23 protein-coding genes are annotated in these 17,184 nt (G+C 35.4%); 4 read left to right on the top strand and 19 right to left on the bottom strand.

What is annotated here, in order from left to right; translation table 11 throughout:
* Nucleotides 1-73: 73 nt before the first annotated feature.
* From FGL31_RS27965 to FGL31_RS25575, 8 genes are all read right to left on the bottom strand, one after another.
* Nucleotides 74-550: an MFS transporter gene (locus FGL31_RS27965; RefSeq protein WP_262709111.1), complete on the bottom strand. Its 477-nt coding sequence runs from the start codon at nucleotides 548-550 to the stop codon at nucleotides 74-76.
* A gap of 28 nt (nucleotides 551-578) precedes the next feature.
* Nucleotides 579-941: a glycoside hydrolase family 130 protein gene (locus FGL31_RS27960; RefSeq protein ID WP_262709110.1), complete on the bottom strand. Its 363-nt coding sequence runs from the start codon at nucleotides 939-941 to the stop codon at nucleotides 579-581.
* Nucleotides 877-1,536, bottom strand: coding sequence for a glycoside hydrolase family 130 protein (locus tag FGL31_RS12275; RefSeq protein ID WP_262709109.1), 660 nt, complete (start codon nucleotides 1,534-1,536; stop codon nucleotides 877-879). The genes FGL31_RS27960 and FGL31_RS12275 overlap by 65 nt, the downstream gene beginning before the upstream one ends.
* On the bottom strand, nucleotides 1,496-1,741 hold the full coding sequence (locus FGL31_RS25590) for a hypothetical protein (RefSeq protein ID WP_232046695.1): 246 nt from the start codon (nucleotides 1,739-1,741) through the stop codon (nucleotides 1,496-1,498). The genes FGL31_RS12275 and FGL31_RS25590 overlap by 41 nt, the downstream gene beginning before the upstream one ends.
* A gap of 86 nt (nucleotides 1,742-1,827) precedes the next feature.
* Nucleotides 1,828-2,499: a ligase-associated DNA damage response endonuclease PdeM gene (gene pdeM / locus FGL31_RS12270; RefSeq protein WP_138091824.1), complete on the bottom strand. Its 672-nt coding sequence runs from the start codon at nucleotides 2,497-2,499 to the stop codon at nucleotides 1,828-1,830.
* Nucleotides 2,500-2,603: 104 nt separating this feature from the next.
* On the bottom strand, nucleotides 2,604-3,050 hold the full coding sequence (locus FGL31_RS25585; RefSeq protein WP_232046694.1) for a hypothetical protein: 447 nt from the start codon (nucleotides 3,048-3,050) through the stop codon (nucleotides 2,604-2,606).
* A 22-nt stretch (nucleotides 3,051-3,072) separates the two neighbouring features.
* Complete coding sequence (locus FGL31_RS25580; protein WP_232046693.1) at nucleotides 3,073-4,239, bottom strand: helicase-related protein; 1,167 nt, start codon at nucleotides 4,237-4,239, stop codon at nucleotides 3,073-3,075.
* A gap of 226 nt (nucleotides 4,240-4,465) precedes the next feature.
* Nucleotides 4,466-4,930 carry a DEAD/DEAH box helicase gene (locus tag FGL31_RS25575; protein WP_232046692.1) on the bottom strand — a complete coding sequence of 155 codons (465 nt, stop codon included), beginning with the start codon at nucleotides 4,928-4,930 and terminating at the stop codon, nucleotides 4,466-4,468.
* A gap of 93 nt (nucleotides 4,931-5,023) precedes the next feature.
* Here FGL31_RS25575 and FGL31_RS12260 point away from each other — a divergent pair, with 93 nt between their 5' ends.
* Nucleotides 5,024-5,578 (top strand): NADPH-dependent FMN reductase, encoded by a 555-nt coding sequence (locus tag FGL31_RS12260; RefSeq protein ID WP_138091821.1) that lies wholly within the window; start codon nucleotides 5,024-5,026, stop codon nucleotides 5,576-5,578.
* 72 nt (nucleotides 5,579-5,650) lie between these two features.
* Here FGL31_RS12260 and FGL31_RS12255 read toward each other — a convergent pair whose 3' ends face one another.
* From FGL31_RS12255 to FGL31_RS25565, 3 genes are all read right to left on the bottom strand, one after another.
* Nucleotides 5,651-6,286, bottom strand: a complete 636-nt coding sequence (locus FGL31_RS12255) for a carbohydrate-binding family 9-like protein (RefSeq protein WP_138091818.1) — start codon at nucleotides 6,284-6,286, stop codon at nucleotides 5,651-5,653.
* Between the two features lies 1 nt (nucleotide 6,287).
* Complete coding sequence (locus FGL31_RS25570; RefSeq protein ID WP_232046691.1) at nucleotides 6,288-6,935, bottom strand: phosphotransferase enzyme family protein; 648 nt, start codon at nucleotides 6,933-6,935, stop codon at nucleotides 6,288-6,290.
* 112 nt (nucleotides 6,936-7,047) lie between these two features.
* A complete protein-coding gene (locus FGL31_RS25565; protein WP_232046690.1) occupies nucleotides 7,048-7,206 on the bottom strand; it encodes a hypothetical protein in 159 nt (52 codons plus the stop codon).
* Between the two features lie 419 nt (nucleotides 7,207-7,625).
* Between FGL31_RS25565 and FGL31_RS27955 the strand changes: the two genes are divergently transcribed.
* Both FGL31_RS27955 and FGL31_RS27950 read left to right on the top strand, forming a co-directional pair.
* The gene (locus FGL31_RS27955) at nucleotides 7,626-7,889 is read left to right on the top strand and encodes a CNNM domain-containing protein (protein WP_262709108.1); all 264 of its coding nucleotides are present in this window, start codon (nucleotides 7,626-7,628) and stop codon (nucleotides 7,887-7,889) included.
* Nucleotides 7,890-7,996: 107 nt separating this feature from the next.
* Nucleotides 7,997-8,947, top strand: a complete 951-nt coding sequence (locus tag FGL31_RS27950; RefSeq protein WP_262709107.1) for a hemolysin family protein — start codon at nucleotides 7,997-7,999, stop codon at nucleotides 8,945-8,947.
* Nucleotides 8,948-9,007: 60 nt separating this feature from the next.
* On the opposite strand, the gene trxA is transcribed toward FGL31_RS27950, so the two are convergent.
* Both trxA and FGL31_RS12235 read right to left on the bottom strand, forming a co-directional pair.
* Nucleotides 9,008-9,304: a thioredoxin gene (gene trxA / locus FGL31_RS12240; RefSeq protein ID WP_099371081.1), complete on the bottom strand. Its 297-nt coding sequence runs from the start codon at nucleotides 9,302-9,304 to the stop codon at nucleotides 9,008-9,010.
* Between the two features lie 36 nt (nucleotides 9,305-9,340).
* Nucleotides 9,341-10,186, bottom strand: a complete 846-nt coding sequence (locus FGL31_RS12235) for a glycoside hydrolase family 25 protein (RefSeq protein ID WP_138091815.1) — start codon at nucleotides 10,184-10,186, stop codon at nucleotides 9,341-9,343.
* A gap of 49 nt (nucleotides 10,187-10,235) precedes the next feature.
* Here FGL31_RS12235 and FGL31_RS12230 point away from each other — a divergent pair, with 49 nt between their 5' ends.
* Nucleotides 10,236-11,120 carry a bestrophin family protein gene (locus tag FGL31_RS12230; protein WP_138091812.1) on the top strand — a complete coding sequence of 295 codons (885 nt, stop codon included), beginning with the start codon at nucleotides 10,236-10,238 and terminating at the stop codon, nucleotides 11,118-11,120.
* 244 nt (nucleotides 11,121-11,364) lie between these two features.
* Here FGL31_RS12230 and FGL31_RS12225 read toward each other — a convergent pair whose 3' ends face one another.
* From FGL31_RS12225 to FGL31_RS12205, 6 genes are all read right to left on the bottom strand, one after another.
* Nucleotides 11,365-11,913: a hypothetical protein gene (locus tag FGL31_RS12225; protein ID WP_138091809.1), complete on the bottom strand. Its 549-nt coding sequence runs from the start codon at nucleotides 11,911-11,913 to the stop codon at nucleotides 11,365-11,367.
* Nucleotides 11,914-11,935: 22 nt separating this feature from the next.
* Entirely contained in the window at nucleotides 11,936-12,172 is a 237-nt protein-coding gene (locus FGL31_RS12220) for a hypothetical protein (protein ID WP_138091806.1), read from the bottom strand.
* 64 nt (nucleotides 12,173-12,236) lie between these two features.
* Entirely contained in the window at nucleotides 12,237-12,578 is a 342-nt protein-coding gene (locus FGL31_RS25550; RefSeq protein ID WP_232046689.1) for a hypothetical protein, read from the bottom strand.
* Entirely contained in the window at nucleotides 12,556-13,614 is a 1,059-nt protein-coding gene (locus FGL31_RS12215) for a beta-helix domain-containing protein (RefSeq protein WP_232046688.1), read from the bottom strand. The genes FGL31_RS25550 and FGL31_RS12215 overlap by 23 nt, the downstream gene beginning before the upstream one ends.
* 640 nt (nucleotides 13,615-14,254) lie before the next feature.
* Nucleotides 14,255-14,740, bottom strand: a complete 486-nt coding sequence (locus tag FGL31_RS12210) for a TonB-dependent receptor domain-containing protein (RefSeq protein WP_138091804.1) — start codon at nucleotides 14,738-14,740, stop codon at nucleotides 14,255-14,257.
* Between the two features lie 20 nt (nucleotides 14,741-14,760).
* The gene (locus FGL31_RS12205) at nucleotides 14,761-17,175 is read right to left on the bottom strand and encodes a TonB-dependent receptor (RefSeq protein WP_171017661.1); all 2,415 of its coding nucleotides are present in this window, start codon (nucleotides 17,173-17,175) and stop codon (nucleotides 14,761-14,763) included.
* Nucleotides 17,176-17,184: the final 9 nt, after the last annotated feature.

Genomic DNA, 17,184 nt, shown 5'->3' with positions numbered 1-17,184 from the left:
TGGGATTGTATTTAACAGGATTAAAAACAGCAATGAAGGGATTGCCATTATCCCCAGCATATAGCGCCAAGCATCAATCTCCAAAATTTGCGAATAGATAATTGGTCAAAAAAGCAATGAAAATTCCACTAACAATCATAATCTGGAACATGCCAGTCATTCTGCCACGGACCTTGGCTGGTGCGATTTCTGCGATATATAGTGGTCCAACTACTGAACTCACTCCTACAGAAATACCGCCCAACAGTCTGAAAAATAAAAACATATACCAATTAAAGGAAAGGCCACAACCAATAGCCGACAGTAGGTACATGACTGCTACAACTTGGAGAACACGTTTTCTGCCATATTTTTGGGCTGGTTTAGCAGCTCCGATTGCGCCAAAAATAGTTCCTATTAAGGAAATTGAAACCGTAAATCCATGCCAAAAGGAATTTAAATCCCAAAGTTCCTGGATAATTCGTTCTGCTCCAGAGATTACAGCGGTTTCAAAACCGAATAAAAAGCCACCCAAGGAGGCGATAAAAACATATTTCCAAATCTTACTCATAGTTCGTAGGTTGATTGATAATTTTAAATTATTTCTCCTCAGGGATTGGGTCGAAATCTACTAATTTAGTGGGGTCATAAATCGCAACTGCAACTTTTGAATCGGCACAGCCATAATATAAAAACCATTTCTTTTGATAATAAGTCAATCCTTGGATAAAAACCGTTCCATCCTTATATTGGCCTGATTTTTCAAATGCTTCCATGGGTCTTAAGAATGGCACATCCAATCGCTGAAGAACTTCTGTTGGGTCATTTTTGGAAAATAAAACTTGTCCAGCACTATAGGTTCCGATATTAAATCTTGGATCGGCGATTAATTTATCATCATGGTTTTTTCCCGTTGTAAAGTAATAAAATTCCTTTATCGGTGATAATTGCTGGAGGACCACACTCAGTTAAGGCAGAATCGAAATATCCTTCCCTTGGAATAATAAATTTCGCTAATTCTCCTTTTTCATTTAACACTGGTTCCCAGTTGATTAAATCAGTAGAGGTTGCTCCTGATACCCCATGTTCACCCCAATACATAAAATATTTTCCGCCAACTTTTGAAATTACAAGCTTATCATCTTTCAACTTGGTAACGATAGAGGCTGATTTATGGGGTTCATTGAAAACTTTTTGAAATTTTGCATTCCTGAAAATTGGTCCATGCTTTTCCCATGTGACCAGATCCTCTGGAAGTCCTACGCCAAGTCTGGGGATTTTTCGGTTCCACTGCGTATAGAATACGACATAGGTGCCATCTTCTGTTACTGCTAGTCTAGGATCTTCAATCCTCCGGCCATTCAAATTCCTTCTGTGAGTCATCACCAGGAAATAAAACGGTTCTTTTCTTCTTGTAAAATGGATCCCATCTTTACTCTCTGCCAATCCCAATCGCGAGGTTCTAAAGCCGATTCCAATCCCAAATTTATCTTCAGCCCGATATAAAACATATACTTTACCCGTCTTTAACCACAGCACCTGGATTGAAAGTATCATTCTCCTCCCAACGAACCAATGAATCATTCATAGGATCCATAAATGTATTTGTTGATTCCGGTTCAATAATTGGGTTTTTCCCTTTTGGCCTTTCAAATCCACCTAGGGTCCAAACAAAATCTTTGCTGGAGGCAGTATCTGGGTTTGTAGAGACGCAACTCGTGAGCAGGAAAAATATGGCTATTAAACTGTAGTTAATGGACATTCTTTTAAGTTTTAGTTGGTTAGTTTCAAAAAATGATAAATCGCTTTAGCATTTTCAATACTCTAATATAAAACTAAAATTCTTTACTACAGCAGGAAAAATAAATATTTAAATGCTACAACAGCATCATTTATAACGACATATATATTTGAATTATATTCTTTTTTGACTAAAAATAGTCCAGTGAATTTACCGAATGCTGGCATTGTAAGCACTTTATCTTTCAAATAAAAGCATGGCAATTTAAAAGATTGTCTTGCTCCGGCATCAATTAAACATCCTGGATGGATATGTCCAACAATATTGTACATATAATCAGGTAATCCGACAATAGGTTCATGCGAAAGGACGATACCTTCAGACAATACTACTTCTTCGATCAAACGGAGGTTCATATTGTAGAAATGATTTTCTGTAAGGATATCATGGTTCCCTTTGGTCAAGGTACATTTGATGGATTGATTCCCAATTGAATTGACATAAGACTTTAATTTTTCCCAATCGGAATTCCATTCCGAATGAAAAAGATCGCCTAGGAATACGATTTCTTTAACATCCAATTCCTTTATTAGCGTGCTGAGTCTGAGGAATTCTTCTTCAATATCTGGTGCAGGAACAAATAGACCTTCCTTTCGGAAATGGGTTAATTTTCCCAAATGCCAATCTGAAATAATCAGCATAAAATATTTGGGAATATAAATTACCTTTTGAGGCAACAAATAAAGCTCCAACCCATTTAATTCTATCCTTTTAGCCATCCAACAATTGCATCTTTAATTTTTCGAGGCGACTTTGCCAATCTTCATTTGAATATCTTTCGCGGAAAGATTCTGCAAAGATAGGGAATGCGAAGGGAGTTAATTTATTGGGTTTGGAAAAAAATAATCTTATGCTTGGAGATTCTTTCAAATGCGATTTGCATCCTTCCCTCTTCTAACTGGAAATCAAAGACCTCATCATATGCTTCTCGAAGAAGTAAGTTACCTGGATCATATTCTGAGAAAACCGAAAAAAACAAACCCGCATTTGCTTGTAGATGTTTGCTTTTCATTTGTTTTCCTGGGAATCCCTGAAATATTAGGCCTGCAATTCCGGCGATATCACGAAATCTTCGTCGAGCCATTTCTTGTACATTGATTCCAGAATTGATATCCTGATGCAGGTGTTGCGGACTGAATAATTTTTTCAGCAATTTTTCGTCGATTGGATATTCTGTTTCCGACAACAATTCGATGCCATATTCATTGGTTGCTATTGAAAAGGTTGTGGGTTTAATTAAGCTCAATCGATAGGCTAATACTTGAGCCATGCCCTCGTGAACCAGTTTCCCTTCAAATGGATATAGGAAAAGATGATAGCCATATTTGGTCTGTATATATCAACCAGTAATTCATCTTCCTTAGGTAATGCAGAAAGTGACTCCTGTTCTTTGAATAGGGTTTCAAAAACTTGATTTCAGGAGAAATTCCTTGAGTTTTATGGATGCTTTTGAAGCTATGTCGAATTGCAATACCCAAATCTGGAGAAATGGCAAACCTACCTCCCATCCACGACGGAACGACTCCTTTTTTCTTTTCCGAAGGTTTTACGATAGCATCGTTTGCCATGATTTGGACAAGCTCCAATTGTCTACCTGAAAACCAAAAAACATCACCAATATTCAGCTTTGAAATAAATGACTCCTCAATCGAACCTAGATACTTTCCAGACCGGAATTTAACACGCATCATTAGGTCGGAGACAATGGCTCCGATGGACAATCGATGCCGCATTGCCAATTTCCGAGAAGTAACTTTATATTTGCCATCTACCAATACTAGGCGATGAAAATCATCGTATGCTTGTAAAGTAGAACCTCCATGAATCAAGAGGGCCATGCATTGATTAAATTCTTCTTGAGTAATTGATTCAAAACAATGTGTTTGAGCTACTTCCTGTAATATGTCGTCTGCATAAAAACCATCTCCGACAGCTAGAGTCATCAGGTATTGTATTAAAACATCAAATGAACGGACATAAGGGATTCTGCTTTCTACGATCTTTTCCTTAACAGCAAATTTTAAGGAATCACCCTCAATTATCTCCAAGGAATTTGTAGGAACATAATAGATTATGGAAGTAGCATCGGGTCTATGTCCGGACCTACCTGCTCGCTGCAAAAATCTGGCAATCCCTTTGGGAGATCCTACCTGAAGCACACAATCAACAGGTCTGAAATCGACTCCTAAATCTAAGCTACTGGTACATACGACTGCTTTTAACCTTCCTTCATGTAAAGCTTCCTCCACCCAAGTCCTAACTTCATCACTTAATGAACCATGATGAATAGCCAATAACCCAGCAAATTCAGGGTAATATGTGATTATCTGTTGGTACCAGATTTCAGCTTGTGATCGTGTATTTGTAAAAATAAGGGTTGTTTTATATTGGTTGACGATGTCAACGACTTTATCTAAAAGTCTGATTCCCAAATGTCCAGCCCAGGGGAATTTTTCCAAATTGTCAGGAAAAAACTGTTTGAATATCAATTTTTTTATGAATATCAGCCTTTATCAAAGAACCCTTGGTGCCTGGTCCTAAAAGAATATCTTTCGCTTCTTCTAAGTTTCCAATGGTTGCAGATATTCCCCAAATCTTTGAGGTTTGGGTTTATTGCTTTTAGTCGGCTCAATGCCAATTCAATTAATACTCCACGTTTCGATCCTAATAACTCGTGCCATTCATCTATGATGATAAATTCAAGATATTTGAAATAATCTTGACCTTCTTTGTTGCCAAAATGAGATGGACACTCTCTGGGGTCGTAATCAATGCTTGTGGAGGATTCTTTCTTTGTCTCTGTCTGTTGGCTACGGTTGTATCACCTGTTCTTAACTCTATTTCATAATCTAGGTCCAAGTCTTGGGAAACTTGAGAAGTTGCTTTATGAATCTCTTTTGATAACGCTCTTAAAGGTGTTATCCAGAGCGTATGCAAGGTTTTCTTTTTGATTTTTTTCTCTTGCAGAGCTTCCTTGGCATAATATTGTGCTAAAACACCAAACCAAATAGCAAAGGTTTTACCATAACCTGTAGGTGCATTCAATATTCCAGATTCACCATTCGCCAAAGCTTCCCAACATTTCTGTTGGAACTCATGTGCTTGCCATCCTTGATTATAAAACCATACCTCTGCAAATTCGTTTTTCATAGTGCCACCGATAGAATATGAAATTAAACAATTATCAATATCTAAATAACTTTTTGTGAAGTAAATTGTTATCCAAAAAAAGAAAGTATAATTATGGCAAATAAAAAAGTAGGAATATTTGTAGGAAGCTTAAGGAAAGAATCTTTTAACCGTAAAATAGCCAACTACCTAGTTTCAATTGCTCCGGAAGGGTACGATTTTGAAATCATAGAGATTGGGCAACTTCCCTTTTATAATGAGGATCTAGACAAGGGGAACCCTCCTGCAGAATTTGTTGAATTTAGGGATACCGTGGCAGGGTTAGATGCCGTATTATTTGTAACCCCTGAATATAACCGAAGTGTATCCGCAGTTTTAAAGAATGCAATTGATGTTGCTTCAAGACCCTATGGTAAAAATAAATGGGACGGAAAACCAGGTGCTGTTATCAGTTCTTCGATTGGAGCAATCGGTGGATTTGGTGCCAATCATCATTTGAGGCAGTCTCTTGTTTTTATCAATGTACCTGCAATGGCTCAACCTGAAGCTTATATTGGCAATGTAGCTGCTAACTTCGATGATTCTGGAAAATTAACTAAAGAAGAAACTCAGAAGTTCCTAAAGGACTTTGTAAAAGCCTTTCAGAGCTGGGTTGAAAAATTATTGTAATTGCCCCTTATAGTAATGGGTAAATGTATGTATTTCGGCCGGATGATCCTCAAATCATCCTGCCGATATTTTTTAAAAAATTATTTCACCAAAAAATTCCGGTAAATGGAAATTCGGTTTTGAATTTTCAATGGTATTCCAAGAAAGGAAATGAGGGTTTGGAAGCCCATCTCCACATTTATAGAAATTTGCAGCCAAGGTTTTTCCTTCAATGTCTGCAATTGTCAATCCAAACAAGGCGAAAGGAATGATCAATATTTGTTTCCAATTTTTCCTGCCATTCACTGTTTTTATCTGTGAAATTGCATCAACCGTCAAAATCTCCTCAGCACTTAATCTATTACGACTAGATTTTTCAGCAGTGCCATATCCAATCAAACCAGTGCCCAATACATTGAATTCCAAGTTATAATAAGTTTTTCGACCATCAAAAGAAACAAAAAACTCAACGCAACTATCTTCCCAAATGTTTTCATTAGGACGGATAAATTCTCCTTTTACGAATTCTTCATCAATATCATAATGCAGATAAATACCATTTTGATCATAGGCAATTTGAAATTTGGCTTGCGGAGTGTATGGGAATTCCTCTTTCCAGGGAGCTTCGTCAATTGCATTCCAATCCAAATCATTTAATTCATTGGCTAAATTCGAATAGTCCAATTCAATGCCAGTAAAGTCTAATTTCTTAACAGTTAGTCTTTTCATATTAGTTAGACATCAAGTTCTCTGCTAATATATCAGTTAATTTTTCATTATTAACTTCTAATTCATGAACTAATTTTAATTGTGCTTTAGTTCTAACTAGATTGTGTTCAGGATAGGCAATTTTATAATAAGTATCGCCATTGATATAGTCTGTCAAAAATCTAACTGCTTGCATATATGGCAAAAGGTGTACAGCTGGTATCAATGATCCAACTTCAGTTTCTGTTAGGAAATCTTTAGCCTCTGATAAATAGCCGGCAGTAAACGATTGGAACAATGGAATATTCAGTACTATTTTGGAAACATCGGCTTCATCTTCAGCGGCTGAATTGATAATCGTGCGAATTGCATCACCAAAATCGTAGGCAACATATCCTGGCATTACGGTATCTAAATCAATAACGCATTGTACATTATCATCTTTGTCTAACAGAACATTGTTGAATTTAGTGTCATTATGGGTAATTCTCAGTGGTAATTTGTTTGCTCTGCCCAATTCCAATATGGTCCGCATCTTATCTTCTCTTTCAAAGATATAGTCCAACAAATCCTGAACTTCAATCACACGATTAACTGGATTTTTTGTGATGGCATCACGCAAATTATTCAATCTGAACTCAATATTATGGAAGTTAGGAAGAATCTCCACAATTTTCTTGGGTCAAGGTCACTTAATTGCTTTTGAAACTGACCGAATGCCATTCCTCCTGAAAATGCTTGTTCTTGAGTTTCCAGGATATCATAGCTCCTGGTATCTGGAATTAAATGAAATACACGCCAATAGTCACCACGATCATCTTGATAATAGTTTTTATCATCGTGCGTTTGTACAATGTCATGGTTCTTTTCTGCACTTCTTTATCTCCAAGGTGTGCCAATTTTTCCTTTAAATGGTTGCAAACCATTTCAATATTGTTCATCAATCCGTGAACATCTTGAAAAATATGGTGATTGATCCTTTGGAGTAGGTATAGATTATAATTGGTGCTGTCCGTAGTAATCTTGAAAGTATCATTGATATGCCCTGAACCAAATGGAATAGAGTCTAAAATTTGACCTTCTAGTTTAAAATTTTGCGCCGATCTGATGCTGTTTTCAGTTTCTTGGTTGACATTACTTCACTTTTCATTCAAAAATACTATGTAAGTAATGCAATATCTATAATCAAAATCAATAAATAAAATATTATTTTTAATCAAACGGTTGCATGATTTAAAACTATTCAACATGCCAACAGTTTTATTAATTCAAGATATAACATTGCTTTAAAAACAATTTAAATCAAGTTTTGACAAGAATATTTCGTAATTTGGAACATCTTTAGCGATTAACACCCTATATGGTCACGGAAATAATAATAATTCTCATACTAATTGTATTAAACGGAATCCTCTCCGCATCTGAAATTGCCATTGTATCTAGCCGAAAAGCACGTTTGCAGGCCGCAAGTGCGAAAAACAATGGTGCAAAAACAGCATTAGAACTTAAAGAAAATCCAAATAACTTCCTGTCAACTGTACAGATCGGAATTACGTTGATTGGTATTTTGACAGGTTTTTTCTCCAGGTGGTTCCATTTCGACTTTTATTGCAGAAAAACTTAATAAAGAGAAACCTTGGCTCCTTACAGCAGTCAAATATCGGTTAATATTGGTGGTTTTGATGATCACATACCTCTCATTGGTCATCGGGGAATTAGTTCCCAAAAGAATTGGAATGGCTTATTCCTGAAAAATATGCTTCATTTATCGCTCTGCCAATGAATGTGTTGAGCAAGATTGTGAAACCCTTTGTTTGGTTATTGAGCGTGTCTACAGAATTCATTGTCAAACTCTTTAATATCAAGGTCAACCAAAAATGCGGTGACAGAAGAAGAAATCAAAGCCTTGTGGATGAAGGGGTAGACAGTGGAGCTATTGAAGGCATAGAACATGATATGGTGGATCGCGTACTTAGCTTGGGAGATAAAAAAGCTATCAATCTGATGGTCCACAGAAGTAAAATCACTTATTTGGATATTCAAGATAGCTTTGAAGAAAACAAAGCTTGTATTATAAAAGATGAACATACTGAATATCCGGTTTGTAATGGAAATTTTGACCATGTGATTGGGGTTGTCCATGTGAAAACCTTGTTTAAGGAGTACTTGACAACACGAGAAATGGATTTAACCAAATTAGTTACTCCAATTCCATTTGTAAATGAAAACACCTATGCTTATAATGTTTTGCAGACTTTAAAATCTGCTAAAGTATTACAGGCAGTGGTGGTTGACGAGTATGGCAGCCCACAAGGGATTATTACCATGACAGATATCGTAGCATCCTTAGTCGGAGGATTTGATTCTCCTGAAACGGAAGAAAAGAAAACAATCCGTAAGCGTGAAGATGGAACTTTTGTTATTGATGGCAGTTTCCAATTGGATGATTTCATCGAAATGTTCAATCTTGATCTCACAGAAGACGATGAAGATGAAATCGGAAACCTAACAACCGTAGCGGGATTGGTATTCCTTCTGCTCGATCATATACCAGAAGAAGGAGAAAAAGTTGTCTACAAGAATCTTGAGTTTGAAGTATTAGACATGGATGGACATAGAATCGACAAATTGAGCCTTAAAGTAAAGGATGTTCCCTCTGATGAAACCGCAAATATTGATTGATAGGTATCATTCAAAAAATGGCGCAGAAAGATTATACTGCGCCTTTTTTGTATTCATTAATTAAGAATGCGAATTTATAATTTTGAGGAGTTCATGTTTGGGTTGTAAGCCACTCTGTCTCCAAACCTGATTTCCATCCTTATATAGAATCAAAGTTGGTACTCCCTGAACATGAAATTTGGATGCTACCGCCTGATTCTTATCAATATCAATTTTGATAATTGAGAGTTTGTCTCCAAGTTCGTCTTTTACCTCTTTTAAAATCGGCGCCAACATTTGACATGGTCCACACCAAGCTGCCGAGAAGTCAACCAAAACCAATGAATTTTTCTGAATTATTTCGTTAAAAGATGCCATAATTAATTATTTAATGTTGGTGTCCTCACCAACCTCCTATTTCAAACAAATTTTCTCCAATTCCTCAATATCCCCATTAAACAGGTTTAGGTCTACCGGACCTTTAATTCCTTTCACTGTCCCACGTTCAGAGAATTGCCAAAAATTCCAATGTTTTTTGGGACTTTCGACCCAGAAGTTATAATTAGCAATCCAAAGTGTATAATCAGCGAATTCTTTTTCAAGGAAATCAGCGAAATATTTGTCGCCTGAATATAAAACAGGGCGGACATTAAAATGTTTTTCAACCTGAATCAACCAACGTTTGAGACCAGTCTTCAGACTATCCATAGATTGATTTCGTGGCATTTCTTCGATGTCTAATACTGGTGGAAGATCTCCAGGTTCAAGTTTGACGGTTTTTATGAAGTTATTTGCCTGTTTAATAGAATTTTCATTTGGCCTAAAATAATGATAGGCTCCACGGAGCTTGTTCTTGTCTTTTACCTCTTTCCAATTGGACTTGAATTTAGAATCCTTGGCTTTTTCTCCCATTGTTGCACGGATAAAGATAAAGTCCACGGGGATTTCATCATTGATTGTCAATACTTCATCCCAAGAAATATCACCCTGATATTGGGAAACATCGATGCCAAATATTTTTTCCTGATGACGGCGCATCAATTCAATATTCCGAATATCATATTTGCTGTTATCTTCAGCAATCATTTTATCTTTTTCGAACCACTTAATCATCAGATAAGATAATCCGGCACGATGCTGCCATGTGAAAATTGCAAGCACCATCAAACAAGGAATGGCAATGCTCCAAAACAGTAATTTTCTTTTAATCTCCTGTTCGGTGACTACTTTTTTCTTGACTGTTTTGCGCTTTTTTGTCATATTGCGTGAAATTAGGCTATTTAAGTTTGATAGTCAAAAAATTTTATCAATGATTGTTTATAATCCCAAAGATTGGTCGAAAACCATTTCTCATATTTTTACCAGTAAAATTTTCAAGAGACTTCTGCCCTATCTTATTATTTCCGTTTTGGTTTCTTGGGCACTGGCATACTATGAACTTGAATATTTAAAACTATCTGACAAAAGTTGGATGCGAAATATTACTACGGTCCATAATTTATTGGGATTTGTCCTTTCCTTGTTGTTGGTTTTTAGGACAAATACTGCATATGACCGATGGTGGGAAGCCAGGAAACAATGGGGTGCTTTGACCAATACGAGCAGAATCCTGGCGATTAAGTTGAATTCATTTTTGGATCCTGAGGATAAAGTGACCAGGAGCTTTTACAAGAAATCAATTCCTCTATTTGCAGAAACTCTGTTCAATTATTTGCGTTCGGACTATACCAAGTTTATGTTAGATGAGAATGATCACCCCGAGCTTAAGGACCTGGATGACAAAAAACACGGACCAAACCAGGTTGCCTCGTTGATCTATAAAAAGACCAATCTGATCTATAAAGAAGGGAAAATCTCAGGAGATCAACTCATTGTATTGAACAAAGAACTCACAGCACTGACAGAGATAACAGGTGCTTGTGAAAGAATCAAGAATACGCCTATTCCCTTAGGATATAGTGCCTTTATCAAGACATTTATTGTATTGTATACAGCAACACTACCAATAGGATTGGTATTTTCGATGGGTTATTTTGTGGTGGCAGCCGTACCCTTTATATTTTATGTTTTAGCAACTTTGGAGATGATTGGCGAATCTATAGAAGATCCATTTGGGAAAGACTCTGATGATTTGCCGATAGACAAGATTGCGGCTAATATTAAGAAACATACCAATGAATTGTTGATGGGCTAAAAAAACCGGAATTTCTCCCGGTTTTTTCACTCTTACCCATTAACTTATGAAACTATTGACCTGATTAACAATACCTTTAAATTTATCAGGTTGATTTTTCTTGAGTTTTAATTTTCGGATTGGTTTAGAAAGCATAAGATGCCTTATGACTTTGGATTCATCCGAAAATATCTTCTCTATTTCCTGCATTATTAATATAAATTTTGCATGTTTTAAAGAGTTGATCTTACGCATAATATATTTATTATCTATACATGAATTGCAATGCATTCAGTGAATATCCATTATCTGGATTTGGTCCAAAATTATAATCATTGTAATCTGTTTGATCTTCCAATTTATCATTTGATAAATATAATATACAAGCACTACCAACTGTATTGAAAAAAACATAAACCTTATTTCCATTGACTAATAATTCTTCTTTATTTTCTTTTAAAACTTTTGCGAAATGGCTCATTGGGCCTAAAATTAAAGGAGATATTATGGTAAAGTTATCTGGAATTGAAGATGTGATATTAAAAATAGTATCTTTTGGTATTTGATCATGAATTGGTACATATGGGTCTACCCATTCATACCATGGGGTTTTGAATTCATAAATTGCTAAATGAATTGGCTCGTCATTTGGGGATAATGTTTTATTTAGATTAATAATTTTCATTAAACTTTTGCCTTCTGGAGGCATTTCTCCATCAATAGGATGTTTTTTTGAAATTATTGCTGTAGAGTCAACAGGATTATTGTAATATAAGAAATAATTATTGGGTCCAATTTTATTCTCAATTTTCATCTTCAAGGCAGGTTTTGTTGAATTATAAAAAAAATGAGATATCAACTGAATCTTTATTTTTATCTATAGGAATTAAATCACCTGTCATATATTCCTTTCCATCATATGTCATCGGATTTATAATTCCTATATCTCCTACTGCGGATATTTTTATCTCAGTAAAACCAACATCATTTTTTATATATTCAGGTTTTTCACAAGAATAAATCAACGATAAAAGGATTAGAGCTTTAAGAGCAATACATGTTTTTTTATACATAATTATTTTTTAATAAAGGTGAGCTGAGGAATTCAGCTCACCATTTTTATCCATTTAAAAGTTTTTAATAAGTTTTTGGATTAAAAACCGTCCATGTAGCCGTCCACGGGGCAGCTGTTGGATGAAATGCACCTTTATAGGTTGTATTTCCATCCCCGTAAGCAGGAGATCCTGATTTAGGTCTCAAATAAGCTGTATTAAAGTTTGCAAGATTGGCTGTAGAGTAAAACATCGTTTTTCCAGTCGGTATATTGAATTGTAAGTATGTTTCAGCTGACCCGCTTCCAGTAGCATTTCCTGTTCCTGGTACAGTACCATTAAAAGGATTAGTATAAGCATGTACAACATTATTGCTAAATACAGAACCAGTAGTTGTGATAGATTCAAAAGCTTGCACCAATATCATAACCTGCAATAATTGAATTGGTAATATTCATAGAAGATGCTCTTCTCCAGAGGTTACCATATTTCAATTTCGATTTAGCTGTTGCTGGATTTTGGATACCAATAAAAGTGAAGTTTTTCAATACGGGTCTGGTTGTAGTAGGATGTGCTGTACCAGCAGCGTTATTATCAGACTCTAATCCATTTGAATCAGATGAGCCACCTGATGTACTGTTTGTAGAATTAGGGTCTTTTAATGATAATGCATATTGAATAGTACCGGAATATCCATGATCGAAATCAAAATCATCATCATCAGTTGATAGAGCAACTAGATATTTTGCATTCACTGTACCACCGAAGAATTCAAAAGCATCATCCTTACCCCAAGAAACCTGGATATTTTCTAATGTAGTACCTGAACCAACGCCACCTAATGTTAAACCATTAATTTCATTGTTTGGAGCTAAATTAAAGCCAGCAAATTCAATGCGAACATACTTTAAAGTTCCTGAATTGTCTGCTGCAATTGAACCTCCATAAGTAATATCTACATCTTTAATTGGCACTGGAATTCCCTCAATACGAGTATCAGTAGGTTTATTAGTAATTGATTGTCCTAATATAACAAGACCTCCAAAATCCCCAGGAGCACGTTGTCCTGCAGCTTTGTCAGATGTAAATACAATAGGCTCTGTAGCAGTACCTACCGCCATAATTTTAGCTGTTTTTGGAACTACTATAACTCCTTTAATGTATTGTGTTTCTCCTGTCGTTTGATCTGGATAAGCTTTAGTAACACCTGCAACAATATAAGTACCTGCTTGGATAGTTAATGTTGAACCCGGTTTAACAAAACCTACTCCATCGGCTTGCCAAATTGTATCCTTAGATAAAAAAGTTTTTTGGATAATTCCATTTGCATCTACTGGAATAGATGCACGTGGTTTTGCCGGTAATCCTGCATTTAATCCACCGTCTTGAATTGTTGCTGCATCTTTATTACAAGATGTCAAAAGAGCTGCACCTAGTGCAGATAATAAAAGCATTTTTTTCATTACTTTTAATAATTTATTTTTACCTTTGTCGCCATTATCCTAATCTGAGCTGCTTCGCTGGCAACATCTACGTTGCAGTTCAGTCTTTTACAATCCAGTCTTTCTAAAAATCTTTTTTTTTCTGTTTTTAAGATTTCAGTGTTTACTGGACTGTATATTTTGATATTTTATTTTAAAAACTATAAGTCAGAGATAAACTATACCTTCTGCCATCCTGACGTCTGTATAAGATTTGATCTCCATCATCTTTATTGTAATTTGTATCTCCTTTACTTTTGAGATCTGAATCTCCAATTTGATCTTTTATCATATAGGTTATTATTTCTATAATATCTGGTCCAATCATTTAACAGATTAGAAAGATTAAGTTTTGCCTCCAATTTCTTTTTAAGGAATCTACCATAGACTTGAAAATCTAATTGTTTTGGGGCAAGTTCAAACTCAACACCTTGTATATATGAAGATGTTAAATTGGTTCTAAAACCTCTATAATTAAAAGAAAGCAGTCGCACCATAATAATCTCCCCAATAACTTAATCCTAGATTAATAAGCCAGGGGGACTGGCCTAGTAATGGTCTATCTTGATCTTCTCTTCGTTCTTGAGATCTTTCCAATTCCCCGTTTGGTTGAATTCTTGTGTCATAAGGGGTCAAAACTTTTACATTTGATTTTAACAGGGTTCCATTTGCATAAACAAAAAAAATCAGTTAACCATTCTTTATCAGCTATAAAACTTAAGTTTTTTCTAACTTCCATCTCTAGACCTAAATTAGTTGCTGATTCCATATTAGCATATTTATAATACCCTAAATCACGCTGAAATTCTGTTAATTCAATAGGCTTATCTAAGTACTTATAATAACCAGTCAATGAAATGATTTCACCAGCACTTGGATACCATTCAAACCTAAGATCTGTATTATCAACAATGGTTGACACAACCTGTTCTCCAGAGATGTATCCATCCATTTCATAAGAATAGAAAGCAAATAATCCGGTTTCTCTAAAATCTGGTCGTATAGCTGTTTTAGAATATGAGGCACGAATATTTATTTTATCTGTTAAATTAAAGGTTGCATTGATTGATGGTAAAAATCTAGTTTCCTTATCGCCAACGGTTTTCATATAATCATAGATGGGATCATTTAGTGTTTCAGGTCCCCATTGTTTTTACAATCTGCTGTTCTTGTTCTATTATTTAAATCAAAATATTCCATTCTAACACCATAAACTAATCGAATAAAATTCCACAGTTTTTGATCCATCATCACATATGCTGCATGCGAACTCATTTTTCCATTTGATACTCTTCCACCCGTAGCTTCAGGGTAATAATATCCTTTACCTTCTTCATTACCAAAATTGCCCTCGCTTAATATTTCCTCATATAGGCCGATCGGTTGGTCAACCCTCTGTACAGATGTACCAGTAAAATTTCTAGTCATTGGACGTACTCGAAGTACATCCAACCTCCTATTTTTAGTGGTACCTTGATATCCTATCTTTAATTGATTGGTTAAAAAATTTGAGGTACTAAAAGATTTACTAAAAGAAATTGCCCAGTTGAAAGCGTTTTCATTGGTGTGAGTCCACATTCGAGAATCTATTTTATTAACCTCATTAGCTAATGAAGAAAATTGACCTAGATTTGGAGTATTAAAAAATTTGGTATCATTTATTGTCGTTGTTAATCCATATTGTAATTTTCTTTCATCTAAAATTTCCTGATTAATTCGATTGTAGGTGAACATTCCATCGGCCTTTATTCCCCATGGGAGTAAATAGTCAGCAGTTAATTGATGTTGTTGAAGAGATAGTGCTTCTGGCAATTGATATAATTGACGATTTGGAGCCGCCCTCAGATCTCTATAGCTCAATCGATAACTTTCATTAAAATTATCAGCATAAGTCCTAGCATACATGTTTTTTAAGGATATTCGAAATTCTGTTCCTTGAAGTCCAACATTTAAAGCTGCACCAGAGCTACTATTAAATTTATAACTTTTTCCTGCACCATTTTGGATATGATCTGCACTGTCAATCCAATTATGTTCACTAAAATCGGTTCCTCTTACATTGTTGAACGTGGAAATATTCTGTTCATTTCTGAAATTTAAGCTTCCAGCAAATCCAAATTTCAAGCTGTTGTCTAATTCATAAACTCTACCTAATGTAAATTTCATATTTTGATTAGGTAGACTGTTGTATTTCATATATTTTAATGCTGATGAATTAAACTTATTAGATTGTTCAATAGCATCAAGATCAGAATACTTTAAATCTGGATTCTGATAACTTAAAGGCAAGTTCATTGATTGTTCTTCTGTATTTTGGCCCATTGGTATACCATCATAAGTTGCTTCACCTTGTCGTTGCCAAACTAAAATTCCCTCAGGTTGTTGTGCGCTTTTATCAAAAAATCCAAAATATTCTGAGTTTTTTCTTTCTCCAAGTCTATAAAAATCTTTACCAAATGCCTGTGAATTAGCACCTGAACCAATTTGTATGGACATAAAATTCTTCTCTGGAATATCCAGGGTATTAATACTTACCTGACCACCGGAGAATTCGGATGAGACATCAGGAGTTGCTGTTTTATTAACCACAACAGAACTTACCATCTCCGATGGGATAATATCAAAAGCAAAGTCTCTTCTGCTCTGTGAAGTGCTTGGCAGAGATACTCCGTCGAGTTGTGCTTGATTGTATCGATCTGACATTCCACGAACTACCACCGACCTGTTGTCAACGGTGGTCAAACCCGTTACTCTTTTTAATACTTGTCCCATATCATTATCTGGGGTTCTTGCAATCTGTTCTGCAGAGATGCCATCCGTTACGCTTGCCGCATTCTTTTGGGCAGCATATAACCCAGCAACGGATGCTTTCTTAAAGGTTGTTTTCACTGTTACGGTTTCTATTTCCGATCTGGATTCTTCCATTGCGATATCCAATCTGGTTAATTCACCGGCACGAATTACCACATCTGAAATTTGCTTTGTCTGATATGAAATGTAACTAACCTGAATAGTATACTTACCCGGAGCTAATGAGAAAGAATAGCTGCCATCTATTGCTGATTCAATATTATTAGTTGTACTTAGGATACGAATGGTTGCTTTTGGCATTGGATTTCCCCTGGAATCGATAACTTTTCCTGATAGTCTACCATTTTGTTGAATTACTGTTTTTGGAATTATTTTATGAACGGCAACTAGATTCTCTTTGGCTGTAAATTTTAATTGTTCTTTTTGCTCAATTCCTTGGAAAAGTTTCGATAACTTATAATTATCATTACTTTTTATTACATACTGAATATCCCCAACTTCTTTGGAGAAAGTAAATGATAGATTGGTTTGATTTTCAATATGGTGGAGGATATTTTGTAGACTACTGTTACCAGCTTTTAGGTTGACATAGATCTTATCAAAATTCTGAGAATTGGCTTTTTCAGCATAAAGAATTCCCAATGTGCTGAAGTTGATGATAAGGATAATAAAGGTAAGCCTTGTCATATGGCTGAATAGATTTGTCACTGTTTTTTTAATATAATTTTGCATGTATTCTAT

The organism is Sphingobacterium daejeonense (assembly GCF_901472535.1).
Classification (GTDB): Bacteria; Bacteroidota; Bacteroidia; order Sphingobacteriales; family Sphingobacteriaceae; genus Sphingobacterium; species Sphingobacterium daejeonense.
Note: the sequence above shows the minus strand (reverse complement) of the source record. Positions and strands in the feature narration are given on the sequence as shown.